This is a genomic window from Janthinobacterium sp. SUN206 (genome assembly GCF_030587305.1).
Lineage (GTDB): Bacteria > Pseudomonadota > Gammaproteobacteria > Burkholderiales > Burkholderiaceae_D > Janthinobacterium > Janthinobacterium kumbetense.
The window spans coordinates 2,810,662-2,837,622 of record NZ_JAPWIB010000001.1 but is presented as its reverse complement, the minus strand read 5'-3'; the positions used below and the strand labels follow the sequence as shown (position 1 = coordinate 2,837,622).

Genomic DNA, 26,961 nt, shown 5'->3' with positions numbered 1-26,961 from the left:
GCTAGGCTTTCATGTCAGGTCAGGCGGCTTTTCGCCAGCGGCGGATTCTTGGCAAAGTAATTCTTGATGCCCGTGACGATGGCGTCGGCCATCTGGTCCTGGTAGCCGTTGTCGGTCAGCTTGGCTTCTTCTTCCGGGTTCGAGATGAACGCCGTCTCGATCAGGATGGAGGGAATGTCGGGCGCCTTCAGCACGGCGAAGCCGGCCTGCTCGACGGAACCCTTGTGCAGGCGGTTGATGCCGCCGATTTCGCGCAGCACGGCCTTGCCCAGCTTCATGCTGTCATTGATCTGCGCCGTCGTCGACAGGTCGAGCAGCACGCTGGCCAGCTGCTTGTCGTGGTTCTTCACGTTGACGCCGCCGATCAGGTCGGCCTGGTTTTCCTTGTTGGCCAGCCAGCGCGCGGCCGTCGAGGTGGCGCCCTTTTCGGACAGCACGAACACGGACGAGCCGCGCGCCGTCGGCTGGATGAAGGCGTCGGCGTGGATGGAGACGAACAGGTCGGCCTGCACCTTGCGCGCCTTTTCCACGCGCATGCCCAGCGGGACAAAGAAGTCGGCGTCGCGCGTGAGCATGACGCGCATGTTGGGCTGCAGTTCCAGCTTGGTCTTGAGGCGCTTGGCGATGGCCAGTACCACGTCTTTTTCGCGGCTGCCCCGGCTGCCCATGGCGCCCGGGTCTTCGCCGCCGTGGCCGGGATCGAGCGCGATGGTAATCATGCGCACCACTTTCTGGCCCGGCAGCGGGCGCGCTTCGGGGCGCTGCTCCGGACGGACGTCGGGTACGGGCGGCACGATGGGCGCTACCGGCGGCGCCACGGCGGCCACGGGCGGCTTGCCGCTCTCGGGCAGGGGCAGCGCGGGCGGCGGCGTATGCGTGCCGGCCATGGGCGGCTTGGCCGGGTCGCTCGACCAGTCGCCCTTTTCGATCATCTGCGCGATCAGGTCCGGCTCGCGCACGGGATACAGGTCGAAGATCAAACGGTGGTTGTAGGAGCCGGCCGGCGGCAGGGTAAACAGCTGCGGCGTGACTTCTTCCTTCAGGTCGAACACCAGGCGCACCACGTTGGGCCGGTTCTGGCCCACGCGCACCTGCTTGATATACGGGTCGTTCGACTGGATCTTCGCCACCAGGCCCTTCAGGGTGGGATTGAGTTCCAGGCCTTCGATGTCGACCACCAGCCGTTCCGGATCCTTGACGATGAAGTGGGTCGCCTTGAGGATGCTGTCATTTTCCAGGGTGACGCGGGTGTAGTCCTCGGCCGGCCAGACGCGCACGGCGAGAATTTGCGCCGCCATCGCCGACATGGGCGCGAACACGGACAACAGCAGGGTGCCGCCGGCCTTGAGCACCGTGCGCCGGGTGATGGGCGAGGAGATCAAAGGTTCGGGGCGAATTTGAGACGGTGAAGGCATGACAGACCCAATTCAGAAGACGCTTGCAATTCTACATCACGTCCTGTACCCGCAACGTTCAAATAAATATTCAGGTCCGCCGGCGGCAGCACCGGTTCGGCTTTCTCCGGCCATTCGACGATGCAGATATTGCGGCCGTCGAAGTCTTCGCGAAAACCGGCGTCGAGGAATTCCTCGGCGCTGCCCATGCGGTACAGGTCGAAGTGGATGACGTTGACGCTCTGGCCATCGAGCTGCACCGTGTACGGTTCGGACAAGGTGTAGGTGGGGCTTTTCACGTGGCCAGCATGGCCTGCCGCGTGCAGCAGCGCGCGCGTGAGGGCCGTCTTGCCGGCGCCCAGGTCGCCGTGCAGGTAGATCGCCAGGCCCGGCGCCAGCGCGCGCGCCAGCGCGGCACCCAGCGCGGCGGTGCCGGCTTCGTCGTGGAGGTGGGCTTTGAAGTGTTCGGTCATTATCTTCTGTATCGCATAAAATGGAGGCTGCTGTCATTGTAACCGCCCGCGCGCCTGCCGTTTTCCGTAAAGTCCCCTATGTCCGCCACCGTCACCGATCTCGCCTCCTTGGCGCGCACCATTAAAGAATGGGGGCGCGAGCTGGGTTTTGCCGAGGTGCGCATCGCCGACGTGGACCTGTCGCACATGGAAGCGCCCTTGCAAGCCTGGCTCGATGCAGGGTATCACGGCGAAATGGATTACATGGCCAGCCACGGCATGAAGCGCGCCCGCCCGGCCGAACTGGTGCCGGGCACGGTGCGCGCCATCAGCGCGCGCATGAATTATTTGCCACCGGCGCTGGGGCCCGACTGGCGCGAACGCGAGGCGGCGCGCGACGCCGATCCCGCGGCGGCCGTGATCTCCGTGTATGCGCGGGGCCGCGACTACCACAAGGTGATGCGTTCGCGCCTGCAGCAGCTGGCCGAGCGCATCAAGGGCGAAATCGGCGACTTCGGCTACCGCGTCTTCAGCGATTCGGCGCCCGTGATGGAAGTCGAGCTGGCGCAAAAGGGCGGCTTGGGTTGGCGCGGCAAGCACACCTTGCTGATCAACCGCCAGGGCGGCTCCTTCTTTTTCCTTGGCGAGATCCTCATCGACGTGCCGCTGCCCGTGGATCCGCCGGAAACGCCGCGCTGCGGCCAGTGCTCGGCATGCATCACGGTGTGCCCGACGCAAGCCATCCTGGGGCCGCACAAGCTCGATGCGCGCCGCTGCATCTCCTACCTGACCATCGAATTGAAGGGCGCCATTCCCGTGGAGATGCGGCCTTTGATCGGCAACAAGGTGTACGGCTGCGACGATTGCCAGACCGTCTGCCCGTGGAACAAGTTCGCTCAGCGCGCCGTGGTGCCCGATTTCGACGAGCGCCACAGCCTGGGCAGCGCCGGCATGGTGGAGCTGTTCGCCTGGACGGAAGAAGAATTCAACCGCCGCATGGAAGGCAGCGCGATTCGCCGCATCGGCCACGAACGCTGGCTGCGCAACCTGGCCGTCGGCATGGGCAACGCGGCCGCCAAGGCCCGGGGCCAGGCCGACATCGTCGCGGCCCTGCTGTCGCGCCGCGAGCACCCATCGGCCATCGTGCGGGAGCACGTCGAGTGGGCGCTGGCCTTGCACGGCGTCGTTTAACCCCCTATCAAGCCTGCTTCAGGCGCAGCGCCGACCAGTTTGCATCGATGGCGATCATTGCCACGCTGTCGAGTCCCATGGTTTGCGCAAAATTGCGGATATCGTCGCGGTGGATGTCGCTGCCCGCCTTCACGCCACCCTTGCGGTACGCCACCCAGACCGCGCCGCCGGGCGCCAGGCGCGCCTGCGCCACCGGCAGGAACCGTTCCAGTTCCGCGCGGCTGCGCGCGAACAGCACGATCCAGTCGGCGCTTTCTCCTTCACTCACCCGCCGCTCGGCCGGCAGCTGCGCCAGCAGGGCATCGTGCTCGCCGCCGTCATTTAGCACGGCCAGGGCTTGGGCATTTTTCACATACATTTTGTCAGCGGTGGTTTTGTCAGGCATGGCAGGGACGTGTCGATTGAAGAAAGACGAGCATAACAAATTTCTCCTTGACTTATCGATATATCGTTATAAAATGTCGATACCTACTAACGATATATCTTTAAAGAGAAAACATGAGAAACTCACACCACGCAGAACACGGCCACGGCGGCCACCATCATCATCACGGTCATTGTGGCCAGCACCACCATCACGGCGAACACCGCCACGAACACTACCTGCACGGCCGCGGTCCGCGTGGCTTCGACGAGCGCGGCGACGGCATGGGCCCTGGCGGCCCCGGTGGCCGGGGCGGGCGCGGCGAACGGGCCGAGCGCGTCTTCGGCCGCGGCGACCTGCCCCTGATCGTGCTGGCGCTGATCGAGATCAGCCCCCGCCACGGCTATGAAATCATCAAGGCCATCGAAGAGCGTTGCGGCGGCGCCTATGCCCCCAGCCCGGGCGCCGTGTATCCGACCCTGACCCTGCTGGAAGAGCAGGACCACGTGACGTCCTCCGAAAGCGCCAGCGGCAAGAAGCTCTACACGATCACGGACCTGGGCCGCGCTTACCTCGACGAGAACCGCGCCCAGGTGGACGGCATCCTGGCGCGCCTCGACATGTTTGCCCGCGTCCAGGCGCGCAACGCCTTGCCCGAGCGCGTGCGCCAGGCCATGCACACCCTCAAGCATGCGCTGTTGCTGAACAAGACCAACTGGAGCGACGCGGAAGCCGAGCGCGTCTCGGCCGTGCTGGAACAGGCGGCCAACGCCATCGTCGACGGCCACTGAGCCTACTTTACAAGGATAAGCCATGACTACTGCATCACCAGCAACACCACGCCCGCATGTCATCGAGCGCGTGCGGCATGACTTGAAACTGCGCGTGCTCACCGTCGTGCGCACCGAGCAGCTGACGCCGCACATGCGCCGCATCACCCTGGCCGGCGACGACCTGGACGGCTTTGTCTCGCCGGCGCACGACGACCACGTGAAGCTGTTCTTCCCCGCCTCCGGCGAAACGGTGCCCGTGTTTCCCGTGCTGGGCAATGGTTCGAATCCCATCCAGTACGCGGAAGGCGCGCGTCCCATCGCTCGCAACTACACGCCGCGCCGCTACGACGCGGCGCGGCGCGAGCTGGAAATCGACTTCGTGCTGCATGGCGACGGCCCCGCAGCCAGCTGGGCGGCGCAAGCTGCACCCGGCCAGACCCTGGGCGTGGGCGGACCGCGCGGCTCGATGCTGGTGCCGCTTGATTTCGACTGGTATGTGCTGGTGGGCGACCAGACGGCCTTGCCGGCCATTGCCCGCCGCCTGGAGCAGCTGCCGGCCACGGCGCGCGCGACGGCCGTGATCGAGATCGTCGAAGACGGCGAACAGATCGCGTTGGAGTGCGCGGCGCAGCTGGATGTGCGCTGGGTGGCGCGCCATGGCCGCAAGGGACCGCTGCTGCTGGAAGCGTTGGCGCAGGTCGCCTTGCCGCAGGATGGCGATGGCTATGTGTGGGTGGCGTGCGAGCATGCGCAGGTGCAGGGCTTGCGCGGGCATTTCATCGACGCCGGGGTGCCGAAGCAGCATCTGCACGTGGCCAGCTACTGGAAGCATGGCGTGGAAGAGCACCATGAGCATCACGACGACTGATTAGATACTTGAAACCTCGATCCGGGGTCTGACCCCGGATTTCAGTCTACTTCAACAACCCCGCAAGCTCCACCGCCGTCTTGACCTGCATCTTGTCGAAGATATGCGCGCGGTGGACTTCCACGGTGCGCATGCTGATGCCCAGCTTGTCGGCCACCACCTTGTTCATCTTCCCCGCCAGAATCAGGTCCAGCACTTCGCGCTCGCGCGTCGACAGGGTGGCCAGGCGCGCGTGCACGGCAGCCAGTTCGCCTGCCTGGCGCGAGTTGGTCAGTCCCTGCTGCACGCGGTCCATCAGGTCGTTGTCGTTGAACGGCTTTTCAAAGAAATCGAAAGCGCCCCGTTTCAGGCTGTCGACGGCCATCGGCACGTCGCCGTGGCCGGTGAGGAAAATCACGGGCAGGCGCGCTGTCAGGTCGCGCTTGACCAGCTGGTCGAACAGGGCGATGCCGTTCATGTCGGGCATGCGCACGTCAAGCAGCACGCAGTCGCCGGCGGCGTCGAAGCTGCCGTCCAGGCTATCGAGGAATTGCTGGGCGCTGGCGTAGTTGCGCGCCTCAATGCTGCGCGAGGCGGCCAGCCAGGACAGGGAGTCGCGTACGACCTCTTCGTCGTCAATAATGTGCAGCATGGTGTCTCCGGATTGTCGTTATGCGTTATTCGTTAAGGCGAGTGCGGCGCGCGCGGCGCGGCCGGCACGCTGAATGTAAAGATCGTACCGCCAGCGGGGTTGGCGCCGAAGGTCAGCGCGCCGCCGTGAAATTCGATGGCGGTGCGGCAGATGTTCAGGCCCATGCCCATGCCTTCGGACTTGGTCGAGAAAAACGGCGAAAACAGCCGCTCGGCCACGTCCTGCGGGATGCCATGTCCATGGTCGATCACGTCCACCGTCACCATGCCTTGCTGCGCGTCGTGGCTGGCCCGCAGGCGCATGATACGCCGTCCCGGCGCCGCATCCTGCATAGCCTCGATGGCGTTGCGCGTCAGGTTCAGCAGCACTTGCTCGATCATCACGGGATCGGCACGCAGCAGCGGCAGGTCCGGCGGCAGCTCTTCCTGGATGGTGACATAGTATTTGCGCGCCTGCAGGTCGATCAGCGCGCGGATGCCGTCGATCAGGGTGCGGATGGCGATATCCTGGCGCTGCGGCTCGCTCTTGCGCACGAAATCGTGCACGCTGCGGATGATCTGGCCGGCCCGCTGCGCCTGCGCGCTGGCCTGTTCCAGCGCCGGCTTCAGGGTATTCGGCTCGACGGGCGCGCCGCTGTCGATGGCGCGGCGGATCAGGTTCAGCGCGCCCGTCGTGTAGCTGGAAATGGCCGCCAGCGGCTGATTTAATTCATGCGCCAGCATCGACGCCAGCTCGCCCATGGTGGCCAGGCGCGAGCTCGTTTGCAGCTTTTCCTGCTGCTGGCGATTCAGTTCCTCGACCCGCTTGCGGTCCGAGATGTCGAGCACGGAACCCATCCAGCCCGTCTGCTGGCCGTTCTTGTCCACCAGCGGGGCCTCGAAGATCAGCACGGGCACGCGCGTGCCGTCCGGGCGCTGGAAATAGGTCTCGAACTGCGGCGTGGGATTGCCGGCCAGCGCCTTGACGAAGCGCTGCTGATATTCTTCCAGCGCCTCGGGCACCCAGTAGGGCATGGGGGGCAGGCGCCCCAGGATTTCCTCGGGCGGATAGCCGACGATCTGGCAAAACGCGGGATTGACATAGGTGACGCGGCCTTCCAGGTCGCGCGCGCGCATGCCCGTCACCAGCGAGTTTTCCATCGCCGTGCGAAACAGCATCTGCTGGCGCAGCGCGCCTTCGGCCACCAGGCGGCGCGAGATGTGCCGCCACAGGGCCAGCAGACTCCATAATAAACCCAGCGACAGGGCGATGACGGAGCCGACCAGCAGATTGGGCAGCAGCTTGGGCTGGCTTTTCACGCTGTCGGTAAACAGGGTGATGGTGGCGCCGGGCACGTCGAGCGCGCGCTTGTGCGTGTACACGCCGTGGCCGGGACCGGCGGCGGCGCGCCGCGCCAGCACCTTGTCGTCGCGGTCGATCAGCGAAATCTGGTTATCCTGCGCAAACCACCACGGCACCATTTCATCGAGCAGGCTGCTGATCTGGTAGGTGGCCACCAGGCTGCCGACATAGCGCTGGCCGTCGAACAGGGGCTGGTGGTAATCCATCAGCATGGCGCCGGGCGGAGCGTCGGGAAAGCCGCTTTGCTGCGAAGGCTGGGCGTACTGTCCCCGGTGCAGGCGGCGCGCATTGTCGGCCGCCGTCAGAGAGGCCGGCGAAAACGACAACGCATGCGGCAGGCTGTTGTCGCTGGTAGCCAGCACCTTGCCGCTGGTGTCGAGCCACAGCACGCGCTGCAATTCGCGGCCATTGCGCAGCATCTGCTGCAGCCGTTCGTGCACTTTTTCCGCGCCCAGCGAGGCGCTGGCGATGTCCACGCCCAGGTTGAACAGGCTTTCCTCGTTGCGCGCCAGCTGGAAGCGGATGGTTTGCTCCACCCACAGGGTGTCGGCGATCAGCTGCTCCTGGCGTTCGTTGCTTTCCATCTGGCGCGCCTGCCAGGGCAGCCAGAACAGGATGGACAGGAACAGCAGCAGCAGGATGACGGGCAGCAGCCAGCGCATCGGGCTCGATAGCTTGAAGCGGCGCGCAAAGGTGGGGGGAGTCGGCATGGCTGGCAGGGTAGCGGCTTATCGGGAGCCGGCTATTGTGGTTAACCACAATAGCCGGAGTAGTTTCTTTGGCACAATATCCAAGTAGACAAAAAATAAAGTTTTTTAAAAAACCACTCAGGAGACAAAAATGCAACTGCCGCCAATGAAAACCCTGTTCGTCGCGCTGTGCGCCGCCATCGGCGCCACCGCTGGCGTCCACGCCTACGCGCAAGCGCCCATCGTCATCAAATTCAGCCACGTCGTGGCCACCGATACGCCGAAAGGCCAGGCCGCCGAGCGCTTCAAGCAGCTGGCCGAGAAAGCCACGAATGGCAAGGTCAAGGTCGAACTCTACCCGAACAGCCAGCTGTACAAGGACAAGGAAGAACTCGAAGCCCTGCAGCTGGGCGCCGTGCAGATGCTGGCGCCGTCGCTGGCCAAGTTCGGCCCCCTGGGCGTAAAGGAATTCGAAGCGTTCGACCTGCCCTACATCTTCCCCACCAAGACGGCGCTGTACAACGTCACCGAAGGCGAAATCGGCAAGAGCCTGCTGAAGAAACTGGAACCCAAGGGTATCACGGGCCTGGCCTACTGGGATAACGGCTTCAAGGTGATGTCGGCCAACAAGCCGCTGCATACGCCGGCCGATTTCAAGGGCCTGAAAATGCGCATCCAGTCGTCCAAGGTGCTCGACGCGCAGATGCGCGCGCTAGGCGCCAACCCGCAGGTGCTGGCCTTCTCGGAAGTGTATCAGGCGCTGCAGACGGGCGTGGTCGACGGTACGGAAAATCCGCCATCGAATATGTACACGCAAAAGATGCATGAAGTGCAAAAGCACGTGACCGTGTCGAACCACGGTTACCTGGGCTATGCCGTCATCGTCAACAAGAAATTCTGGGATGGCTTGCCGCCCGAAATCCGCGGCCAGCTGGAAAAAGCCATGCGCGAGGCGACCACGTTTGAAAAAGCCATCGCCCAGCGCGACAATGACCAGGCCCTCGACGCCATCAAGAAGGCGGGCAGGACGCAGATCTATACCCTGACGGTGCAGGAGCAGGCCGAGTGGCGCAAGGCGCTGGCGCCCGTGCAGAAGGCCATGGAAGGGCGCATCGGCAAAGATCTGATCTCGGCCATCAACAAGGAAAGCGCGAAGTAAGCCGCAGGCTGTAGCGCGCCGCGCCGCCTGGCGCGGCAGGCAGGGCACCCTGCCAGTCCGTTTGAACGACTCCTGCGCGTCCTGCGCGGGAGTGCGTGTACCCGCATTCTTTGAAAGTCCACCATGAAATTTCTGGATCACCTGGAAGAGTGGCTGATCGCGACCCTGATGGGCGCGGCCACCTTCATCATCTTCGTCGCGGTCGTGCACCGCTATCTGGCCGGCTTGCCGATACCGGTCGTGCAAGACTTCCTGATTCAAATCAATACCAGCTGGGCCCAGGAACTGTGCATCTACATGTTCGTCTGGATGGCCAAGTTCGGCGCCGCGTACGGCGTGCGCACGGGCATCCACGTGGGCGTCGACGTCTTGATCAACCGCATGAATCCCCGCTGGCGCGACCGTTTCATCGTCTTCGGCCTGGGGGCCGGCGCCCTGTTTACGGGCATCGTGGGCACCCTGGGCGCCAGCTTCGTGTGGTCGATCGGCCACACGGACCAGACGTCGGCCGACATGGAAGTGCCGATGTGGCTGGTTTACCTGGCCGTCCCGCTGGGTTCCTACCTGATGTGCTTCCGCTTCCTGCAGGTGATGGTGCATTTCATCAAGACGGGCGCCTTGCCGAAACACGACCATTCGCATGTCGAGGGGCTGGAAGACGAATTGACGGCTGAAGAAAAAGGAGCCAAGGCATGAACGCGCTGATCATCTTTGTATTGCTGCTGGCGCTGATGCTGACCGGCATGCCCATTTCCATTTCGCTGGGCCTGACGGTACTGACGTTCCTGTTTACCATGACCAGCGTGCCCATCGAATCGGTGGCCCTGAAAATTTTCACGGGCATCGAAAAATTCGAAATCATGGCCATCCCGTTCTTCATTTTGGCGGGCAACTTCCTCACGCATGGCGGGGTGGCGCGGCGCATGATCAACTTCGCCAGCTCCATGGTGGGCCACTGGCATGGCGGCCTGGCGCTGGCCGGCGTGATGGCGTGCGCGCTGTTTGCCGCCGTCTCCGGTTCCAGCCCCGCCACCGTGGTGGCGATCGGTTCCATCATCCTGCCGGCCATGGTCAAGCAGGGCTATCCGCGCGGTTTCGGCGCCGGCGTCATCACCACCTCGGGCGCCCTGGGCATCTTGATACCGCCATCGATCGTGATGGTGATGTATTCCGTCAGCACCAACACGTCCGTTGGCAAACTGTTTATGGCGGGTGTGATTCCCGGCATGATGCTGGCCATGCTGCTGGGCCTGACCACGTGGTTCTTGGCGCGCAAGCACAATTATCCGCGCATGCAGAAGGCCAGCTGGGGCGAGCGCTTTGTGACGTTCAAGAAAAGCGCCTGGGGCTTGTTGCTGATCGTCATCGTCATGGGCGGCATCTATTCGGGCGCCTTCACGCCGACGGAAGCGGCCGCCATGGCCGCCGTGTACGCCTTCATCATCGCCGTCTTCGTCTACAAGGACTTGAAGATCAAGCAAGTGGGCAAGGTCTTGCTCGATTCGGCCGCCATGTCGGCGATGCTGTTGTACATCATCACGAATGCCGTGCTGTTCTCGTTCCTGATGACCAGCGAAAACATCCCGCAAGCGATGGCCGAATGGATCACAGGCAAGGGCCTGGGCGTGATCAGCTTCTTGTTGGTGGTCAACGTGCTGCTGTTGTTGGCTGGTAACGTCATGGAACCGTCGTCCATCGTGCTGATCATGGCGCCGATTCTGTTCCCCGTGGCCATGAAGCTGGGCATCGACCCTGTGCACTTCGGCATCTTGATCGTGGTCAACATGGAAGTGGGCATGTGCCATCCGCCCGTGGGCCTGAACCTGTACGTGGCGTCCGGCATCACGAAGATGGGCATCTCGGAGCTGACCGTGGCCGTGATGCCGTGGCTGCTGACGATGCTGGGCTTCCTCGTGCTGATTACCTACGTACCACAAATCTCGCTGTGGTTGCCAAATTTAATTTACAACTAAAACAGTTGTCCCCGTCATGGTGCAAAAAAAGTCGATCCGGCCGAATAAATGCGCTATGATGGGCAGCCTTAAGGGGAAACACGTATATGCATATGCGCCCTGGTAGCAAGGCTGAAATACAGAATTGGTAACAAGGTTAGTGGGGGAGTGGTCTATAAAAACGGTATTGATACCGGGGATATATTGAGGAGACACACGTTTCACAGAAGTTGTTGAGTCATAGCTGTCTGCGGCCACAAGCCGGCACCGGCGGACCCAAACGACCGGGAACGTGAAGCAATATTTGAAGCGCACCGACTGGTGCGCTTTTTTTTCGTGCGGGGGAAACGTCCGCCGGCACGCCCAAAGTCGGTGCATAATCACTAGGGCGCAGCCAGATGCGCCGGCAGGTTGTATATATGCCACACTTGAACTTTGATCAGCAGATGAAAAAACAACAGGGCAGTGAACTGTTCAGCGCCATCGTGGCCGCACCGTTCGGCGCCATGGGCGTGCGTGCGCAGGAGGGCCAGGTATGCGAACTGGTGTATTTGCCGTCGCACTTCGCGGAAAAAGATGCGCAGGATGCCGTCTCCGAGCGGGCGTGCCGGCAACTGGCGCGCTATTTCCTTGATCCCGATTATGTCTTCGACCTGCCACTGGCAGACGCGGGCAGCGCCTACCAGCAGCGCGTATGGGCGGCGATTGCCGGCATTCCGCGCGGCCAGGTGCGCACGTATGGCGACGTGGCGCGCCTGATCGGCTCGGCCCCGCGCGCCGTGGGCCAGGCTTGCGGCGCCAACTGGTTTCCCGTGGTGATCCCCTGCCACCGGGTCACAGCCGCGGGCGGCCTGGGCGGCTTTGCCCACCACGACGATGCGACAGGCTTCCACCTGGGCGTCAAGCGCTGGCTGCTGGCGCATGAAGGTGTCGAGAGCATGGGATGGTCCAAACGATGATGAACAGCCTGCTGGCGCCCGACAACACTACCCTGATCGATGAATTTTGCGACAGCCTGTGGCTGGAAGACGGCTTGTCGAAGAACTCGCTCGATGCCTACCGGCGCGACATGCGCTTGTTTGCGCGCTGGCTGGAAGTGGCGCGGCCCGGGCGCGAGGGCCTGTACGAAGTATCCACGGCCGATATCGACGCGTATTTCGCGGCCCGCCACGACGAGAGCAAGGCGACCTCGTCGAACCGGCGCTTGTCCGTGCTCAAGCGCTTTTACCAGCTGGCCTTGCGGCACAAGCATATCGCGGCCGATCCGTGCCTGAAGATGGTCTCGGCCAAGCAGCCGGCGCGCTTCGTGCACACCTTGAGCGAAGCGCAAGTGGAAGCCTTGCTGGCGGCGCCCGACGTCAGCACGCCGCTGGGCCTGCGCGAACGCACGATGCTGGAGCTCATGTATGCGAGCGGCTTGCGCGTGTCGGAGCTGGTGGACTTGAAATCGGTGGAACTGAGCCTGAACGATGGCGTGCTGCGCATCACGGGCAAGGGCAGCAAGACGCGCCTGGTGCCGTTCGGCGAGCAGGCGCGGCTGTGGATCGAGCGCTACCTGAAGGAAGCGCGCGGCGTCATCCTCGATGGCCAGATGGACGATGCCCTGTTCGTCACGCGGCGCGGCGGCGCCATGACGCGGCAAATGTTCTGGGTCATCATCAAGAAACATGCGTTGAGCGCCGGCATCACGGCACCGCTGTCGCCGCATACCTTGCGCCATGCGTTCGCCACGCATTTGCTCAACCATGGCGCGGACTTGCGTGTTGTGCAATTGTTACTGGGGCACTCCGATATTTCCACCACGCAGATTTACACGCATGTGGCCCGCGAACGGCTGAAACTGCTGCATGCGCAGCATCATCCGCGCGGCTAAAAATTTTGTATTTGCTCCAACTGCGTCATAATGTGCCCTATGTGCTTATCTGTAACAATAAAAAACTAAAGAGGTAGTAAATGGCCAAGACAAATTTCCAATACGAAAAACGGCAAAAAGAGCTGGAAAAGAAGAAGAAAGCCGAGGAAAAAGCCAGACGCAAGCTGGAAGCGAAGAACAATCCGAAGCCGGCCGACGGCGGCGAAGGCGATGAGCCGGAAGCGGACGACGCCGACGTCGATGCAGATCCGGCCGCCGAGGGCGACGCACCCGCCCAGCCCCAGTAACTCCCCGTTCCTGATGACCGGTGCGGCATCGCCGCGCCGGTATCTCCTCGTTTCCCCTTCCCCCGCTACAAGTGCGGCCGCTGGCCAAGCGCCAGTTGCAGCTGCGTGCTGGCCATGGCCGCATCGGCGCGCGCCTGCACATAGCCCTGGTACGCGTCATCGGCCGAGCGCTGCGCCGCCAGCCATTCCAGCAGCGAGGCATTGCCGCTGAAGTAAGACAGGCGCACGCCGTCGACTACCTTTTGCGCATCGACCAGCACGCCGTCGCGGTAGCGCGCCAGCCTGTCCTGCGCCGCATGCAGCTGCCGCTGCGCCGTGCGCACTTGCGTCTCCGCCTGTAATTCGGCCTGGCGCAGGGCCAGCATCGCTTGCGTGACCCCCGCTTCGGCCTGCACCACGTCGCCCTTGTCACGCCGCGACAGGGGAATCGGGATGGCCAGCGAGATGGACAGCGCACGGGAGCGGGGCGCGCCATCGACGGGATTGCCGCTGGCGTCGATGCCGTCATGGTAGCCGCGCGCGGCGGCCAGGCCCACGGTCACGGTCGGATCGACGGCGCGGTTGGCGCGCACCAGCGCCGCACCGTCGCGCAGGTTGTCCAGCGTGGCGCGGGCGATGCGCACGTCGTTGCGGGCCTCGAGCGCCTGCGGCACCAGCACGCCGGCGTCGCCGCCCTCGTACGCGGCGAAGTCGCACGCCAGCTGCGCTTGCGGAAACAAGCCATCGAACTGGCGCCCCAGCGGCGGCGACAGGGCCAGCATCGCGCTATCTGCCTCGCTGCGCGCCTGCGCCAGGTCGGCCTGGAACTGGTCGCGTTCCACGCGCGACTGCAGCAGCTCGATGCCGCCCACGTCGCCCGCCTTGCGCCGCACGGTATTCGCCTCGACTACCTTCGACAGGGCCGCCATGGTCTGTTCCTTGCGCGCGAGGACCTCGCGCGTGCGGCACGCTTCCGTGAACGCGGCGGCGGCCGTGCCATACAGTTCGCTCCTGAAGCCGGCCACCGTTTCCTCGGCCAGCGCGACATTGCTGTGCGCCGCCTTCAGGCGCGCGGCGCGCTTGCCGCCCGTCTCGATGGCCATGCTGATGGCAGGGTTCCACGTGACGGGACGGTGCTCGACGCTGCGCACCGTCTCGCGCGTGGCGCCCAGGGTGAACTCGGGATCGGGACGCAAGCCGGCGATGCCGATGCCGGCCTTGGCCGAGGTGATGCCCTGCTGCTGCGCCTGCAGTTCCAGGCTGTGGCTTTCCACGGCGGACAGATAGGTTTCAAAGCTTAAGGGCGCGGCAATGGCGCATGGAGCAATCAGCCAGGCCGCCAGCAGTACATTAAAACGTGTCATGGGTCTCTCCTTCGGTGTCGGTCCGGCGTTGTTGCAGGTGCGCCTCGATCAGGTAATACAGGGCCGGCAACAGCAGCAGGGTGAGCGCGGTTGCCGTCACCAGGCCGCCCACCACCACGGTGGCCAGCGGGCGTTGCACGTCGCTGCCCAGGCCTGTCGCCAGCATGGCCGGCGTCAGGCCCAGGGCGGCCACCGTGGCCGTCATCAGTACGGGACGCATGCGGTCGCGCGCGCCTTCCAGCACGGCCTCGCGCAAGCTTTTCCCCTCGTCGCTGCGCAAGCGGTTGATCTGCGCCAGCATCAGGACGGCATTCAGGACGGCCACGCCGAACAGGGCGATGAAGCCGACGGCGCTCGACACGTTCAAGGTCATGCCGCGCAGGTGCAGCGCGGCCAGGCCACCGAGCATGGCCAGCGGCACGGCCAGCAAGACCAGCGCGGGCTGGCGCAGGTTGCGGAACTGGCCAAACAGCAGCAGGAACATGGCGCCCAGGGTCATCGGCAGAATCAGCGCCAGACGGCTTTGCGCGCGCTGCAGGTTTTCGAACTGGCCGCCCCATTCGACGCTGATGCGCTGGTGCTCGTCGGCCACGGCTTGCGCCACCAGCGGACGCGCTTCGGCCAGGAAGCCGGCCAGGTCGCGCCCGCGGGCATTCAGGCGCACGATGATGTGGCGCCGTCCCATTTCGCGCACGATCACGCTTTCGCCCGAGGTGGTGCTGATGGTGGCCACCTGCGCCAGCGGAATCCTCGCACCGTTGGCGGCGTTGAGCTTCAAGTTGGCGATGGCGTCCGGGCTGGAACGCGTGGCCGGCGGGAAGCGCACGGCGATGTCGTAGCTTTTCTCGCCGACATACACCTGGCCGATGGGCGCGCCGCCGATGCCGGTGGCGATCAGGTCGGCCACGTCGGCCGCGTTGATGCCGTAGCGGGCCGCCTTTGCCCTGTCCAGTTCCACCTTCAGGTTGGGCAGCGGCGGCTCCACGTCCACCGCCACGTCGGAGGCGCCAGAGATAGTCTTCAGGACATTTGCCACCTTGCCGGCGATGCCGCGCACCTCGTCGAGGTCATTGCCGAAGATTTTCACCGTCAGGTCGCTGTGCGCGCCCGACAATTTATCCTGCACGCCGTCGATCATCGGTTGCATGAAAGCCACGGTGACTCCGGGCATGCTGGCGAAGCGCGCGTTCATTTTGGCGATCAACTGCTGCTTGCTCATGCCCGACTTCCAGCTCTTGTATGGATGCAGGCCCACGCTCGCTTCGATGTGCGACGGCGTCCAGTAATCGGTGCCGTCGTCGTTGCGCCCCGTCTGCGTGACGATGGTCGACACTTCGGGGAATTCCAGCGCGGCGTGCCGCAGTTCGCTGGCCATCTCGGATGCCTTGTCCAGGGTGATCCCGGGCGGCATCTGCACCTGCAACCACAAGGAGCCTTCATCGAGGTAGGGCAGGAAGTCGCGCCCGATGCTGCCGCCCAGCAGCGCCAGGCACGCCAGCGAGGTGGCGCACACCATCGCCACCCAGCGCTTCCTGCCCACCATGCGTTCGAGGAAACGCCCGTACGCGCCCGCCAGCTTGTCCAGCGCGCGGTTATGGAAGGTGCGGCGCGGCTTGCGCAAGGCCAGCCAGGCCAGGCCCGGGATCAGCACCAGCGCCACCACCAGCGCGCCCACCAGCGCCGCGCCCACCGCATACGCCATCGGCGAGAACAGCTTGTATTCGATGCGCTGGAAGGCGAACAGGGGTAAATAAGCGGCGATGATGACGGCCATGCCGAACATGATGGGACGTGCCACCTGCAGGGTCGCATCGATGGCGTCCTGCAGGGTGAGAGGCCGTTCCTGTTCCCGTTCGCGGCGGCGCAGCATGTTTTCCAGCACCACCACGGAACCGTCGACGAGGATGCCGAAGTCGATCGCCCCCAGCGACAGCAGGTTGGCGGGAATTTTAAAATGGTGCATGAAGATGAAGGCGATCAGCAGGGCCAGCGGAATCGTCAGCGCGACGATGGCGGCCGCGCGCGGGCTGCCCAGATACAGCAGCAGCACGAGGGCGACGAGCAGCATGCCTTCGCCCAGGGTGTAACTGACCGTGTGCAGGGTGGCGTCGATCAGCGAGCTGCGGTCCAGGTAGGGCACCACTTTCACATCCTTCGGCAGCACATTGGCATTCAAGTCATCCACGGCAGCATGGATGCCGGCCAGCGCTTCGGACGGATTGAAGTCCTTCAGCAGCAGGGTGATGCCTTCGATAGTGTCGGGATTGTCGTCCTTGCCCAGGATGCCGCGCCGCTCCACGTTGCCGTAGGCGAGCTTGCCCAGGTCCTTCACCAGCACAGGCACGCCATCCTTGCTGCTGACGACGACGTTGCCCATGTCATCGAGCGAATGCAGCAAGCCCACGCCGCGCACCACGTACGATTGCTGGCCGCGGTCGATGACGCTGCCGCCGCCGCTGATGTTGTTGGCGTTGATGGCGTCCTTGACCTGCGCCAGCGAGAAGCCGTAGCTGTCGAGTTTTGCGGGGTCGAGTTCCAGCATGAATTGCGTCGTCAAACCGCCGAAATTGCTCACATCGGCCACGCCGCGCACCTGCTGCAGGCGCGGGATCACGGTCCAGAACTGCAGCTCGGACAGTTCGCGCAGGCTGCGGCTTTTCGATTCCAAGGTGTAGCGGTAGATCTCGCCCGTGGGCGAGGTATAGGGATCGAGTCCCGGCTTGGCGTCATACGGCAGGTTGACGCTGGCGAGGCGTTCCTGCAGCCGCTCGCGCGTGAAGTAGCCGTCGCTGCCATCCTCGAACACCACCGTGATCAGCGACAGGGCGAACAGACTGCGCGTGCGCAGCACGTGCATGCCGGGCGTGCCGAGCAGCGCGCGTTCGAGCGGAATGGTGATCTGCTGCTCGATTTCCTCGGCGCCCAGGCCCGGCACCTGCGTGACGATTTGCGAGGTGACGTCGGCGATGTCGGGATACGCTTCGATGGGCAGCTGCTTCCAGCAGTAGACGCCATAGGCGGCGACGAACAGCAGCACCAGCCAGACGATGCCGCGCCGCTGGCAGCAGGTGGCGATGAAACGGTCAATCATTGAGCAGCACTCCTTCCTTGACGACGATGCGTTCGCCCGCTTTCAGGCCGGAGACGATTTCCACCTGGTCGCCATGGCTGGCGCCCACTTCCACCGCGCGCGGCGAGAACACCAGCGCGCTGCGTTCGACCATCACGCGCGTCGAGGGCCCGCTTTGCAGCAGGGCGGACGCGGGCACGAGGAGGGCGCGGCGGCTGGCGCCGGCGAACCCCGCGTGGGCGAACATGCCGGGCTTGAAGGCGCCGCTGCGGTTGTCGATGGCCACGCGCACCCTCACCGTGCGCGTCTCGGGGTCGAGCACGGCGCCCACATACGCGACCTTGCCTTCGAAAGCCTTGCCGGGCCAGGCGTCGACGGTGATGCTGGTCGTTTGTCCCACGGCGACCTGCGCCAGGTCCCTTTCGGCCACGTTGGCCGACAGCCACACGGTGGACAGGTCGGCCACCGTCATGACGGGCGCGTTGATATCGTTCCAGTAGCCGCCCTGGGCGCCTTCCATGGCGATCACGGTGCCGGCGATCGGCGAACGCAGCACATAGTCGCGGCGCGACCCGCGCGCTCCTGCTCCGTACTGCGCCAGCTTGTCGGCGCTGGCCTGGGCGTCGCTGCCGGCTTGCGCAAAACTGGCCTGCGCCGCTTCGTACTCCTTGCGCGCGGCGATTTCCGCCTCGAACAGGGTTTTCTGGCGTTCCAGTTCCTGGCGTGCCTGCAGCAGGGCGGACCTGGCTTTGCTGTCGTCCGCGTAGGCGGCGCTCAGTTCCGCCGAGTCCAGCGTGAACAGCGGATCGCCCGCCTTCACGCTGTCGCCCAGGGCGCGCTGCAAGCGCGTGATGCGCCCGGCCAGGGGCGGCGTGATCTTCACCAGCTTCTCCGGCATGGCCTCGATGCTGCCCGGCGCCTCCGTCTGCGTGGCGATGTTCTGTTCCAGTACGGCGGCGATCTGCAGGCGCTGGCGCAGCGGCGACATCTTGTCGACGGCGATGCTGCCGTCGTCCTGATGCATCGATTGGGCGACAGGCGTGGCTGCCGCCGTCGGCTTGGCGCAGCCGGCCAGGGCCGAGCAGGCGAGAGCGAGGGCGCAGCTGGCGCCCAGGGCGTTGCGGGTGGTCGTGTTCATCCCGTGTTTCCTTGTTATTGATGGTGAAGGGGCATGCATGGATGCCGTGCCCAGGCGGGCAATGAGAGGGGCGCAGGTGGCGCAGGCAGCGTCACAACAGCGCCGGGAAAGCATAGCAATGTGGTCCTGAAGAAGCGCCCAAGAACGCCTGAATCATTCTTCAGGTTCCGTGCGCGTACGGTGCGGCGCGGTAAAATGCCAGCATGGAAAACACGGCGCAATGCGAAAGGCAGGCATGAGAATCCTCCTGGTGGAAGACGACCGCAAGGCGGCGCGCCTGCTGGCGCGCGGCTTGCAGGAAGAAGGCTTTGTCGTCGACGTGGCCCACAGCGCGGAAGAAGGCGAAGAGGAAAGCTACGCCGTCGATTACGACCTGATCGTGCTGGACTGGATGTTGCCGGGCAAGCAGGGCATCGATTTTTGCCGCGACTTGCGCGCGCGCGGCATCCAGACGCCCGTGCTGATGCTCACGGCGCGCGACGCCACGGCCGACCGGGTGACGGGCCTGAACACGGGCGCCGACGATTACCTGACCAAGCCGTTCGAATTCGAGGAGCTGCTGGCGCGCATTCGCGCCCTGTTGCGCCGCTCCGACATCAGCCGCCCGCTGGTGCTGGCGCTGGCCGACCTGACGCTCGATCCCGTCAGCCACCAGGCAACGCGGGCTGGCGTGCCGCTGGTGCTCACGCCCAAGGAATACGCGATCCTGCTGATCCTGCTGCGCCAGGCGGGCGAAGTGGTCAGCCGCGCGCGCCTGGCCGAGCAGATATGGCAGGCGGACCTGATCGGCATTGACAACCTGATCGACGTCCACGTGCGCAACCTGCGGGGGAAAGTGGATGCGCCGGGCTTACCGCCATTGATACACACGGTGCGCGGACGCGGCTTCCGCCTGGCGGAAAACAACGGTGGCTAGCTTTCGCAAGCGATTGCTGCTGGTGCACCTGGCCGTCATCCTCGCCATCGTCGCCTGTACGGCGCTGGCCGGTTACTGGGGCCTGTCGCGCGCCGTGCACGGCCAGCTCGATGCGGCCCTGCTGGCGCTGGCCGAGACGGAAATGGCCATGCTGCCGGCTGCGCCGCGCCAGCCCGTGCAGGTGCACGAGGTGGCGCCGGGCCTGGCGCCGCCGTCGTTGACGCGCCTGGACCGCCTGGTGCAGATCATCGATGGCGAAGGCCGCGTGCTGGCGCGCAGCCGCAACCTGGAGGCGGCGCAATTGCCGGCGCCTCCCGCCTTGCTGGCGCGCCTGGCGGCCGGCGAGACCATTTTCGAGACCCTGCCGAAGTTCGGCGAAGAGCCGCTGCGCATGGTCTCGATTCCCCTGCCTTCGTCCGGCGCGCGCCTGGCGGTGCAGGTGGCCGGTTCGCTCGACGATACCAATCACGTGCTGGCCGCGGCCACCGTGCTGTTTGGCGCCATGGCGCTGGCCCTGCTGGCGGCCGTGGGCCTGGCCGGCGAAATGCTCACGCGCCGCGTGCTGGGCGCCATCGACGACGTGGTGGACCAGGCGCATTCGATCGGCGAAGCCAGTTTGCACCAGCGCCTGCCCCATCCCGGTACGCAAGACGAGATCGGCCGCCTGGTCGATACCCTGAACGCCATGCTGGACCGCCTGGAACACGGCTACGATGCGCAGCGCCGCTTCACGGCTGACGCTTCGCACGAATTGCGCTCGCCCCTGTCGCGCCTGCGCACGGAAATCGAAATCACCCTGCGCCGCTCGCGCGAGTCGCCCGAGTATGTCGATGCGCTGGCATCGTGCCTCGATGAAGTGCAGCGCCTGACGACCCTGGTGGAAGAGCTCTTGATGCTCACGCGTCTGGACGTGGGCCAGGAGCGCAACGCGGTGGAAACCATCGAGCTCAATCCGCTCGTGCGGGCGGCAGCGCAGCGCCTGGAAAAGGCGGCAGCGCAGCGCGGCATCCGCATCGTCTTCGATGCAAGTGCAGACGTGCAGGCCAGGGTGGCGGCCGGCCCGGTCGACCTGGTGCTGGCCAATTTGCTGGATAACGCCGTGAAGTTCTCGCCTCCCGACAGCGTCATCAGCGTGCACGTGGCGCGCGATGGCGCGCATGCGATCGTCGGCGTGGCCGATGCGGGGCCGGGTATCGGCGTGGAAGACTTGCCGCACCTGTTCGAGCGGTTTTACAGGGGCGCCCAGGCGCGCGCGGGCGAGGCGCCCGGTTTCGGCCTGGGCCTGGCCCTGTCGCAAGCCATCGTGCACGCGTATGGCGGCAGCATCGAGGCGCAGAACCGCCCGCAAGGCGGCGCGCTGTTCCTCATGCGCCTGCCCGCCTCAAGCTGAAGGCGCGACGCCTTCCCAGCGCACTTGCCGCACCTGCGGCCAGGCGCCCGCGCGGTTGACGAAGCGCACCAGCACGGCGCGCTGCACGGCCTGGCACAGCACCGTGGCGATCAGCTGCACCACCTGCCTGGCCGCGTCCCAGCTGCGCAGCATTTGCGACGGCGCCAGGCCCGCGCCCTTGAGTTCGGCCAGCAGCAGGCGCACGACGTGGTCGGCCTGCGCTGCGGGGCAGGTGACGGTCAGGCGGTAGGTGGCGACAGCCGGACCACGTTTGACAAACCACAGCATCCATTTTTTCATCATCACACTCCCCGTTCGGCGACAAATTCCGCGTTGTTCACCAGCGCCCAGCGCACGGCCGAGACGCTGCCTTCCAGGCTGACCTGGCTGACGATCTGCTCCAGCAATCCCAGGCTGGACAGGGGCGTGAGCAGGTCGGCCCGCACTTCGATGCGTCCGGCGTGCGCGGTATCCTCGCTGTGCAAGGATTGCAGCATCAGGGCCGGCATGCCGCTGATCATGCGCAGCATCAGGTTGCGCACGAGGATTTCCTGCTCCGCCTCGCATACGGCCGTCACGCGGTAGATGCTTTCCGTCTCGATGCCCGCTTCGCCGCCGTGCGCGTTGATGCGTTGCGCCAGGTGGCGCAGCACCAGGTTGGCCACCAGGACAAATCCCGTGCCGATGGCCGCTTCCAGCGCGAACCCCAGGCCGCACAGGATGCCGATGGCGGCCGAGCACCACAGGGTGGCGGCCGTGTTCAGGCCGCGCACCGTCATGCCTTCGCGCATGATGACGCCGGCGCCCAGGAAGCCGATGCCGGAGACCACCTGCGCGGCGATGCGCATATGGCCGGCGCTATCGCCTTCGAGCACGGAAACCATCACGAACAGCGAGGCGCCGACGGACACCAGCGCGTTCGTGCGCAGGCCCGCCATGCGCTGGCGCAGCTGGCGTTCGGCGCCGATCATGGCGCCCAGGGTCAATGCCGCGGCAACGCGCAGCGCAAAGTCAAATACCACCATCAGTTTCTCCCGGCTGGGGAGGAACAGGCGAGTGCGGGGGCGAAGACAATTCGCCCCGAAAGGGGGCAGCAGACGATAACGGTGGAACGATGAGGAGGGAAGTGGCGGCGAGAGAGTACTGCCGCTGATAAAACCGCACCTTGCCATGGGCAGGGCGGGCGGAATGCGCGCGTCTTGCCTAAGGCCGATCGCCGATGGTCAATCGACTACTGTCACTGGAACAAGCACCCACGAGTCACTCCATATCATTGATAACGGGGACAGTCTAGCCAGTGGGGCAGCTTTGGTCAACTGAAGCTCTCTTCAGGAAGCCGCCGCGTCGTCCCCGCCAATGCGGGGACGGTGAAGGCGACCGGTCAATCAGTGGGCGTGTGCTTTGCCGTCGTCGGCGGATTCGGCGTGCTCGCCGCTGCCGCCGAAAAAGCGCGCGGCGCGCTTGCCCAGGCTATCGAGATAGGTGTAGGCGACGGGCACCACCACCAAGGTCAACAAGGTCGAGGTGATCACGCCGCCGATGACGGCGCGGCCCATCGGCGCCTGCGATTCGCCGCCGTCGCCCATGCCGATGGCCATCGGCAGCATGCCGAAGACCATGGCCAGTGTCGTCATCAGGATGGGGCGCAAGCGCACTTGCCCCGCTTCCATCAGCGCCTCGAACTGCCCCAGGCCTTCGCGCTGGCGCTGGTTGGTGAAGTCCACCAGCAAGATCGCGTTCTTGGTCACCAGGCCCATGAGCATGATGAAGCCGATCACGGAGAAGATGTTCAGGGTGCTGCCCGTAATGAGCAGGGCGGCCAGCACGCCGATCAGCGACAGCGGCAGGGACACCATGATGGCGATCGGCTGCAGGAAGCTGCCGAACTGCGACGCCAGCACCAGGTAGATGAAGATCACGGCGATCCCCAACGCCATCATGGCGCCACCCATGGTTTCGGCCATCTGCTGCGCATTGCCGGCCACGTCGAAGCGCACGCCGGGCGGCAAGTCGATGGACTTGATGGCTTTCTGCACGTCGGCGTCGACGTCGCCGGCAGGGCGGCCCTGCGTGCCTGCATAGATGGCCACCCGGCGCTGCAAGGCCTGGCGTTTCAGCACCTGCGGGCTCGATGACGGCACGAAGTCGACCACCTGGCGCAGCGGGATCATGACGGGCTTGCCGTTCGCGTCAAGCTTGCTCGAGGCCAGCGACAGGTCGGCCAGGTCGGCCACCTTTTGCCGGCCCGACTTGGGCAGCTGCACGTTGACGTCGTAGTTTTGCCCGTCGCTGGCTAACCAGTGGCTGACCGTGTCGCCCGCCACGAACGGGCGCAGGGCGTTGCCGATCTGCTGCACCGACAAACCCAGGTCGCTGGCCAGTTCGTTATTGATCTTCACGGTGGTCGACGGATTGGCGCCTTCCTGGCTGTATTCCATGTCGGCCAGGCCCTTGATGCCGCGCATCTTGTCCATCAGGGTGTGCGCCACCGCATCGAGCTTGCCTTCGTCCGTGCCGAGGATGGCGATGAAGATGGGGCGCTGTCCGACGGACAGGGTGATGCCGGCAATCGGCGCCAGGCGTTCGCGGATCAGCTTTTCCAGCTCCTGCTGCGAGCGGCGCTTGTGCTTCTTGATGTCCGTCAGCTTCAGGTTCACCTCGGCCGTGTTGCGCCCGTCCTGCGTACCGATATTGGCCACCAGGCTGTCGATTTCAGGAAATTCCTTCAGGGCCGTTTCGATCTGGCGCACCTTGGTATCCGTGTATTCGAGGCTGGAGCCGACGGGCGTCTTGAAGCGCAGGTTGACCCAGCCCTGGTCCGTCTCGGGGAACATCTCGCCGCCGATCATCGGCACGAGCATCAGGCTGCCCGCGAACAGGGCGACGGCCGTGGCCAGGGTCGTCTTGCGCCAGCGCAAAGCGACAGCCAGCACCTTGCCATACCATACATGCAGGCGGTCGATGCCCGTCTCGATCCAGGCCATGAAGCGGCCCAGCCACGGCGCGTACTTGAAGCGGTCCTTGATGGGGTCGCGCCAGACGGATGACAGCATGGGGTCGAGCGTGAAGCTGACGAACAGGGAGACGAGAACGGCGACGGCCACGGTGATGCCGAACTGCAGGAAGAAGCGGCCGATGATGCCGTCCATGAAGGCGACGGGGACGAACACGGCGACGATGGCGAACGTGGTGGCCATCACGGCCAGGCCGATTTCATTGGTGCCGTCGTTGGCCGCCTTGTAGTGGTTCTTGCCCATGCCCAGGTGGCGCACGATGTTTTCGCGCACGACGATGGCGTCATCGATCAACAGGCCGATGCACAGCGACAGCGCCATCAAGGTGAGGAAGTTCAGGGTGAAGCCGAAGGCCTTCATGGCGATGAAGCTGGCCAGCACGGAGATCGGCAGGGTCAATCCCGTGATGATGGTCGAGCGCCACGAATGCAGGAACAGGAAGACGATCACCATGGTCAGCACGGCGCCTTCGATGATGGTGCGCTTGACGTTATCGAGCTGGCTTTGCACGCGCTCCGATTCGTCGTCCAGCACGCGCAGGGTGATATCGGGCGGCAGCGTTTTTTGCAGGTCCGCCGCCACTTTCAGGATGCCGGTGCCCACTTCGACCACGTTGGCGTCCTGCACCTTGGTGATTTCCATGGTCACGGCCTGCTGGCCGTTCATGCGCGAGATCGACAGTTCTTCCTGCTCGCCGTCGACGACGGTGGCCACCTGGTCCAGGTAGACGGGGCCGACGGCGCGGCGCGCGACGATGATCTTGCCGAATTCGCGCGCATCCTTGATCTTGCCTTCCACGCGCACCAGCTGTTCGGCCGCGCCATGGCTGATGGAGCCGGCCGGCAAATTGGTATTCGTCGCCTGGATGGCGCGGATCACTTCATCGACGCCGATGCCCTGGGCATTGAGTTCGATCGGCTTCATGCTGATGAGGATCTGGCGCGCGCGCAGGCCGCGCAGCTTGACTTGTCCCACGCCGGCCACGCCCTGGAAGCGCTTGCTGATGATCTGCTCCGTCATGGTCGACAGCGAGCGCAGGTCATGCCCGGTGGACGTCAGCACGATGGTGGCGATGGGGCGCTCGTTGTCGCCCTCGGCGCGGGCAATGAACGGGTCCTTGGCTTCCTTTGGGAAGCGGGGGCGCACCAGGGCCACCTTGTCGCGCAAGTCCTGCATGGCCTTGTCCATGTTCGTCGACAGCTCGAATTCCAGGTAGACGCCGGCGCGTCCTTCCCACGAGTTGGCGCGGATGGTCTTGATGCCGCTGACGGTGTTGACGGCGTCCTCGATGGGGCGCGTGATGTCGTTTTCCACGGCTTCGGGCGAGGCGCCCGGGTAGTTCACTTCAATGGCGGCGAACGGGAACTGCACGCTGGGCATGCTTTCCACGCCCAGGCCCCGGTAGGAGAAGATGCCCAGTACCACCAGCGCCACCATGACCATGGTGGCGAAGACGGGGTTCTGGATACTGACTTTGGTCATCCACATGGCTCAGTCCTTCCGAGCCAGCACGGCTGCCGGCGCGGCAGGGGCGGCGGCTGGTGCGGCGAAGGCCACGCCATGGCCCGGCTTGACGCCATCGAGCCTGGCGATGATGACTTTCGCGCCCGGCACCAGGCCGGATTTGACTTCCGCATAGCCTTCGTCTTCGTTGCGCAGGCCCAGGGTAACTGGCTGGGCGACCACCTTGTTGTTCACCAGCGCATACACGACGGGGCCCTGCTTTTCATTGCGCACGGCCGTCAACGGCACCAGCGGCGCCACGTTTGACCGTTCGGTGACGATGCTGCCCTTGGCGAACATGCCGCCGCGCAGCGCGCCGTCGCCATTGTCGACGGCGATGTAGACCAGCATGGCGCGCGAGCCGCTCTCGGTGGTGGGGTTGATGCGCGTGACCTTGCCGGCGAAGTCGCGCGCGCCGAAGCCGTCGACCTTGAAGTGCACGTCCTGGCCCAGCTTGATGCGGGGGATTTCCGCGCTGGGCACGGGCGCTTCCAGGGTCAGCTGGGCCAGGTTGACGATGGTGTAGACGGGCATGTCGGGCGAGACTTTTTCCCCGGCCTGCAGGTGGCGCTTGCTGACGATGCCGGCCATCGGCGCGCGGATCACCGCATCGGCCAGCGCGATGCGGGCGATATCGACCATGGCGGCGGCGGACTTGACGTTGGCGCGCGCCAGCTCGACCGAGTTTTGCGTTGTGTCGTACGCCGTCTGCGAAATGTATTTTTGCTTGAGCAGGGCCTGACTGTTCGCTTCATTCTTGCTGGCCATCGACAAGCGCGCCTGGGCTTCGTCGAGCATGGCTTGCTGCTGCGTCAGGCGGGCGCGCAGGTCGGCCGCATCCAGGCGCACGAGGATTTGCCCATTCGCCACTTGCTGGCCTTCCTGCAAGGTCGTTTCCTGGATCACGCCGGAAACCTTGGCCTTGATGGTGGCCTGGGTCACGGGCGCCAGCGAGCCGGACAGGGGCAAGCTGATGCTGAGCGCGCGCGCCGCGATGGCGGCCACGTCGCCCTGCGCCAGTTCATGCACGGGCGTCTTGGCCTGCTCCTTCTTCTTGCTCGCTTGCAGTTCGGCCGCCTTGGCGGCTTGTTGCTTCGATTGCATCACCGTCCAGCCGCCGCCGGCCAGGCCCAGCACGACCAGGATCAGCACGGGGGTGCGCCAGCGCCGGCGGCGCGTGGCTGCAAGGGGAGAGGCGGGGGGCAGGGTCTCGTTTTTCATAGGTATTTTTGGTCAGGAGCGGCGCAGGGGTTCGGCGCCAGGTCTCGGTGCGGACCCGGCCTGTCGCTGGCCGGGGGAATTCGGGTAGCGCATCACCGTGGCGGCCGCAGACAACACGCCTGCCGCTGCAGCCGTTCACGGCGATGCGCATGTTGCCACTTTAGGAAGAATCCAGCCCGGCCGCCATCGCCGTGCGACAGATTGCACAAAATCGGGGCTGGAATGCAAAAAACGGCGACCAAAGACACTGCCGGCATCGACGCCTTGCACGTCACGATGCTTGCGCATCCTCAAGAAGCCGATTCGCCGGCGCGCAAGAATGGGTGGGATGGTTGCGCCACCGGACAGGCCATTCGCCCGCCGGTTGCCGTGCGGCCGCGCCACGGGGGGCT

The 26,961-nt window shown here is 64.9% G+C and carries 23 protein-coding genes; 11 read left to right on the top strand and 12 right to left on the bottom strand.

Annotation, left to right across the window (positions count from 1 at the left end):
- Positions 1 to 14: 14 nt before the first annotated feature.
- Together O3300_RS12740 and tsaE are read right to left on the bottom strand one after the other, a co-directional pair.
- On the bottom strand, positions 15 to 1,415 hold the full coding sequence (locus tag O3300_RS12740) for an N-acetylmuramoyl-L-alanine amidase (RefSeq protein WP_289903617.1): 1,401 nt from the start codon (positions 1,413 to 1,415) through the stop codon (positions 15 to 17).
- A complete protein-coding gene (tsaE, locus tag O3300_RS12735) occupies positions 1,379 to 1,867 on the bottom strand; it encodes a tRNA (adenosine(37)-N6)-threonylcarbamoyltransferase complex ATPase subunit type 1 TsaE (protein ID WP_034780043.1) in 489 nt (162 codons plus the stop codon). Before tsaE ends, O3300_RS12740 begins: the two co-directional genes overlap by 37 nt.
- A 78-nt stretch (positions 1,868 to 1,945) precedes the next feature.
- Between tsaE and queG the strand changes: the two genes are divergently transcribed.
- Positions 1,946 to 3,037, top strand: a complete 1,092-nt coding sequence (gene queG / locus O3300_RS12730; protein ID WP_305053108.1) for a tRNA epoxyqueuosine(34) reductase QueG — start codon at positions 1,946 to 1,948, stop codon at positions 3,035 to 3,037.
- A 7-nt stretch (positions 3,038 to 3,044) separates the two neighbouring features.
- Here queG and O3300_RS12725 read toward each other — a convergent pair whose 3' ends face one another.
- Positions 3,045 to 3,389 (bottom strand): DUF3052 family protein, encoded by a 345-nt coding sequence (locus O3300_RS12725; protein WP_180278693.1) that lies wholly within the window; start codon positions 3,387 to 3,389, stop codon positions 3,045 to 3,047.
- Positions 3,390 to 3,535: 146 nt separating this feature from the next.
- On the opposite strand from O3300_RS12725, the gene O3300_RS12720 reads away from it, so the two are divergent.
- A complete protein-coding gene (locus O3300_RS12720; RefSeq protein ID WP_099666601.1) occupies positions 3,536 to 4,192 on the top strand; it encodes a PadR family transcriptional regulator in 657 nt (218 codons plus the stop codon).
- A gap of 22 nt (positions 4,193 to 4,214) precedes the next feature.
- Positions 4,215 to 5,042: a siderophore-interacting protein gene (locus tag O3300_RS12715; RefSeq protein WP_305053107.1), complete on the top strand. Its 828-nt coding sequence runs from the start codon at positions 4,215 to 4,217 to the stop codon at positions 5,040 to 5,042.
- A gap of 46 nt (positions 5,043 to 5,088) precedes the next feature.
- Here O3300_RS12715 and O3300_RS12710 read toward each other — a convergent pair whose 3' ends face one another.
- On the bottom strand, positions 5,089 to 5,673 hold the full coding sequence (locus O3300_RS12710) for a response regulator transcription factor (RefSeq protein WP_305053106.1): 585 nt from the start codon (positions 5,671 to 5,673) through the stop codon (positions 5,089 to 5,091).
- A 32-nt stretch (positions 5,674 to 5,705) separates the two neighbouring features.
- Positions 5,706 to 7,724, bottom strand: a complete 2,019-nt coding sequence (locus tag O3300_RS12705; RefSeq protein ID WP_257218862.1) for a PAS domain S-box protein — start codon at positions 7,722 to 7,724, stop codon at positions 5,706 to 5,708.
- Positions 7,725 to 7,869: 145 nt separating this feature from the next.
- Here O3300_RS12705 and O3300_RS12700 point away from each other — a divergent pair, with 145 nt between their 5' ends.
- From O3300_RS12700 to O3300_RS12675, 6 genes are all read left to right on the top strand, one after another.
- Positions 7,870 to 8,862 (top strand): TRAP transporter substrate-binding protein, encoded by a 993-nt coding sequence (locus tag O3300_RS12700; RefSeq protein WP_099668371.1) that lies wholly within the window; start codon positions 7,870 to 7,872, stop codon positions 8,860 to 8,862.
- 123 nt (positions 8,863 to 8,985) lie between these two features.
- Positions 8,986 to 9,558 carry a TRAP transporter small permease gene (locus O3300_RS12695; protein ID WP_251351765.1) on the top strand — a complete coding sequence of 191 codons (573 nt, stop codon included), beginning with the start codon at positions 8,986 to 8,988 and terminating at the stop codon, positions 9,556 to 9,558.
- Positions 9,555 to 10,835 (top strand): TRAP transporter large permease, encoded by a 1,281-nt coding sequence (locus tag O3300_RS12690; protein WP_099666605.1) that lies wholly within the window; start codon positions 9,555 to 9,557, stop codon positions 10,833 to 10,835. Before O3300_RS12695 ends, O3300_RS12690 begins: the two co-directional genes overlap by 4 nt.
- A 425-nt stretch (positions 10,836 to 11,260) precedes the next feature.
- Positions 11,261 to 11,773, top strand: a complete 513-nt coding sequence (locus O3300_RS12685; RefSeq protein ID WP_305053105.1) for a methylated-DNA--[protein]-cysteine S-methyltransferase — start codon at positions 11,261 to 11,263, stop codon at positions 11,771 to 11,773.
- Positions 11,770 to 12,687 carry a site-specific tyrosine recombinase XerD gene (gene xerD / locus O3300_RS12680; protein ID WP_305053104.1) on the top strand — a complete coding sequence of 306 codons (918 nt, stop codon included), beginning with the start codon at positions 11,770 to 11,772 and terminating at the stop codon, positions 12,685 to 12,687. Before O3300_RS12685 ends, xerD begins: the two co-directional genes overlap by 4 nt.
- 80 nt (positions 12,688 to 12,767) lie before the next feature.
- A complete protein-coding gene (locus O3300_RS12675; protein WP_070257461.1) occupies positions 12,768 to 12,974 on the top strand; it encodes a hypothetical protein in 207 nt (68 codons plus the stop codon).
- 65 nt (positions 12,975 to 13,039) lie between these two features.
- Here O3300_RS12675 and O3300_RS12670 read toward each other — a convergent pair whose 3' ends face one another.
- Genes O3300_RS12670 through O3300_RS12660 form a run of 3 tightly spaced genes read right to left on the bottom strand, consistent with a single transcriptional unit; the run spans position 13,040 to position 18,525 of the window.
- The gene (locus O3300_RS12670) at positions 13,040 to 14,317 is read right to left on the bottom strand and encodes a TolC family protein (RefSeq protein ID WP_305053103.1); all 1,278 of its coding nucleotides are present in this window, start codon (positions 14,315 to 14,317) and stop codon (positions 13,040 to 13,042) included.
- On the bottom strand, positions 14,304 to 17,408 hold the full coding sequence (locus tag O3300_RS12665) for an efflux RND transporter permease subunit (RefSeq protein ID WP_305053102.1): 3,105 nt from the start codon (positions 17,406 to 17,408) through the stop codon (positions 14,304 to 14,306). The genes O3300_RS12670 and O3300_RS12665 overlap by 14 nt, the downstream gene beginning before the upstream one ends.
- Positions 17,401 to 18,525, bottom strand: a complete 1,125-nt coding sequence (locus O3300_RS12660; RefSeq protein ID WP_305053101.1) for an efflux RND transporter periplasmic adaptor subunit — start codon at positions 18,523 to 18,525, stop codon at positions 17,401 to 17,403. Before O3300_RS12660 ends, O3300_RS12665 begins: the two co-directional genes overlap by 8 nt.
- Positions 18,526 to 18,760: 235 nt before the next feature.
- Between O3300_RS12660 and O3300_RS12655 the strand changes: the two genes are divergently transcribed.
- Together O3300_RS12655 and O3300_RS12650 are read left to right on the top strand one after the other, a co-directional pair.
- Positions 18,761 to 19,441, top strand: coding sequence for a response regulator transcription factor (locus tag O3300_RS12655; RefSeq protein WP_305053100.1), 681 nt, complete (start codon positions 18,761 to 18,763; stop codon positions 19,439 to 19,441).
- Positions 19,434 to 20,831, top strand: a complete 1,398-nt coding sequence (locus tag O3300_RS12650) for a cell wall metabolism sensor histidine kinase WalK (RefSeq protein WP_305053099.1) — start codon at positions 19,434 to 19,436, stop codon at positions 20,829 to 20,831. The genes O3300_RS12655 and O3300_RS12650 overlap by 8 nt, the downstream gene beginning before the upstream one ends.
- Here the strand turns inward: O3300_RS12650 and O3300_RS12645 are convergent.
- From O3300_RS12645 to O3300_RS12630, 4 genes are all read right to left on the bottom strand, one after another.
- Positions 20,823 to 21,134, bottom strand: a complete 312-nt coding sequence (locus O3300_RS12645) for a hypothetical protein (RefSeq protein WP_305053098.1) — start codon at positions 21,132 to 21,134, stop codon at positions 20,823 to 20,825. The genes O3300_RS12650 and O3300_RS12645 overlap by 9 nt on opposite strands.
- Entirely contained in the window at positions 21,134 to 21,856 is a 723-nt protein-coding gene (locus O3300_RS12640; RefSeq protein WP_305053097.1) for an MgtC/SapB family protein, read from the bottom strand. Before O3300_RS12640 ends, O3300_RS12645 begins: the two co-directional genes overlap by 1 nt.
- A gap of 360 nt (positions 21,857 to 22,216) precedes the next feature.
- Positions 22,217 to 25,333 carry an efflux RND transporter permease subunit gene (locus O3300_RS12635; protein WP_305053096.1) on the bottom strand — a complete coding sequence of 1,039 codons (3,117 nt, stop codon included), beginning with the start codon at positions 25,331 to 25,333 and terminating at the stop codon, positions 22,217 to 22,219.
- 3 nt (positions 25,334 to 25,336) lie between these two features.
- Complete coding sequence (locus O3300_RS12630; protein WP_305053095.1) at positions 25,337 to 26,569, bottom strand: efflux RND transporter periplasmic adaptor subunit; 1,233 nt, start codon at positions 26,567 to 26,569, stop codon at positions 25,337 to 25,339.
- Between the last annotated feature and the right edge of the window lie 392 nt (positions 26,570 to 26,961).

What these genes read in the sequence shown, in the direction of transcription:
- O3300_RS12740 (WP_289903617.1), bottom strand. Translation starts at nt 1,415, where the DNA reads ATGCCTTCACCGTCTCAAATTCGCCCCGAACCTTTGATCTCCTCGCCC.
- tsaE (WP_034780043.1), bottom strand. Translation starts at nt 1,867, where the DNA reads ATGACCGAACACTTCAAAGCCCACCTCCACGACGAAGCCGGCACCGCC.
- queG (WP_305053108.1), top strand. Translation starts at nt 1,946, where the DNA reads ATGTCCGCCACCGTCACCGATCTCGCCTCCTTGGCGCGCACCATTAAA.
- O3300_RS12720 (WP_099666601.1), top strand. Translation starts at nt 3,536, where the DNA reads ATGAGAAACTCACACCACGCAGAACACGGCCACGGCGGCCACCATCAT.
- O3300_RS12715 (WP_305053107.1), top strand. Translation starts at nt 4,215, where the DNA reads ATGACTACTGCATCACCAGCAACACCACGCCCGCATGTCATCGAGCGC.
- O3300_RS12710 (WP_305053106.1), bottom strand. Translation starts at nt 5,673, where the DNA reads ATGCTGCACATTATTGACGACGAAGAGGTCGTACGCGACTCCCTGTCC.
- O3300_RS12705 (WP_257218862.1), bottom strand. Translation starts at nt 7,724, where the DNA reads ATGCCGACTCCCCCCACCTTTGCGCGCCGCTTCAAGCTATCGAGCCCG.
- O3300_RS12700 (WP_099668371.1), top strand. Translation starts at nt 7,870, where the DNA reads ATGAAAACCCTGTTCGTCGCGCTGTGCGCCGCCATCGGCGCCACCGCT.
- O3300_RS12695 (WP_251351765.1), top strand. Translation starts at nt 8,986, where the DNA reads ATGAAATTTCTGGATCACCTGGAAGAGTGGCTGATCGCGACCCTGATG.
- O3300_RS12690 (WP_099666605.1), top strand. Translation starts at nt 9,555, where the DNA reads ATGAACGCGCTGATCATCTTTGTATTGCTGCTGGCGCTGATGCTGACC.
- O3300_RS12685 (WP_305053105.1), top strand. Translation starts at nt 11,261, where the DNA reads ATGAAAAAACAACAGGGCAGTGAACTGTTCAGCGCCATCGTGGCCGCA.
- xerD (WP_305053104.1), top strand. Translation starts at nt 11,770, where the DNA reads ATGATGAACAGCCTGCTGGCGCCCGACAACACTACCCTGATCGATGAA.
- O3300_RS12675 (WP_070257461.1), top strand. Translation starts at nt 12,768, where the DNA reads ATGGCCAAGACAAATTTCCAATACGAAAAACGGCAAAAAGAGCTGGAA.
- O3300_RS12670 (WP_305053103.1), bottom strand. Translation starts at nt 14,317, where the DNA reads ATGACACGTTTTAATGTACTGCTGGCGGCCTGGCTGATTGCTCCATGC.
- O3300_RS12665 (WP_305053102.1), bottom strand. Translation starts at nt 17,408, where the DNA reads ATGATTGACCGTTTCATCGCCACCTGCTGCCAGCGGCGCGGCATCGTC.
- O3300_RS12660 (WP_305053101.1), bottom strand. Translation starts at nt 18,525, where the DNA reads ATGAACACGACCACCCGCAACGCCCTGGGCGCCAGCTGCGCCCTCGCT.
- O3300_RS12655 (WP_305053100.1), top strand. Translation starts at nt 18,761, where the DNA reads ATGAGAATCCTCCTGGTGGAAGACGACCGCAAGGCGGCGCGCCTGCTG.
- O3300_RS12645 (WP_305053098.1), bottom strand. Translation starts at nt 21,134, where the DNA reads ATGATGAAAAAATGGATGCTGTGGTTTGTCAAACGTGGTCCGGCTGTC.
- O3300_RS12640 (WP_305053097.1), bottom strand. Translation starts at nt 21,856, where the DNA reads ATGGTGGTATTTGACTTTGCGCTGCGCGTTGCCGCGGCATTGACCCTG.
- O3300_RS12635 (WP_305053096.1), bottom strand. Translation starts at nt 25,333, where the DNA reads ATGTGGATGACCAAAGTCAGTATCCAGAACCCCGTCTTCGCCACCATG.
- O3300_RS12630 (WP_305053095.1), bottom strand. Translation starts at nt 26,569, where the DNA reads ATGAAAAACGAGACCCTGCCCCCCGCCTCTCCCCTTGCAGCCACGCGC.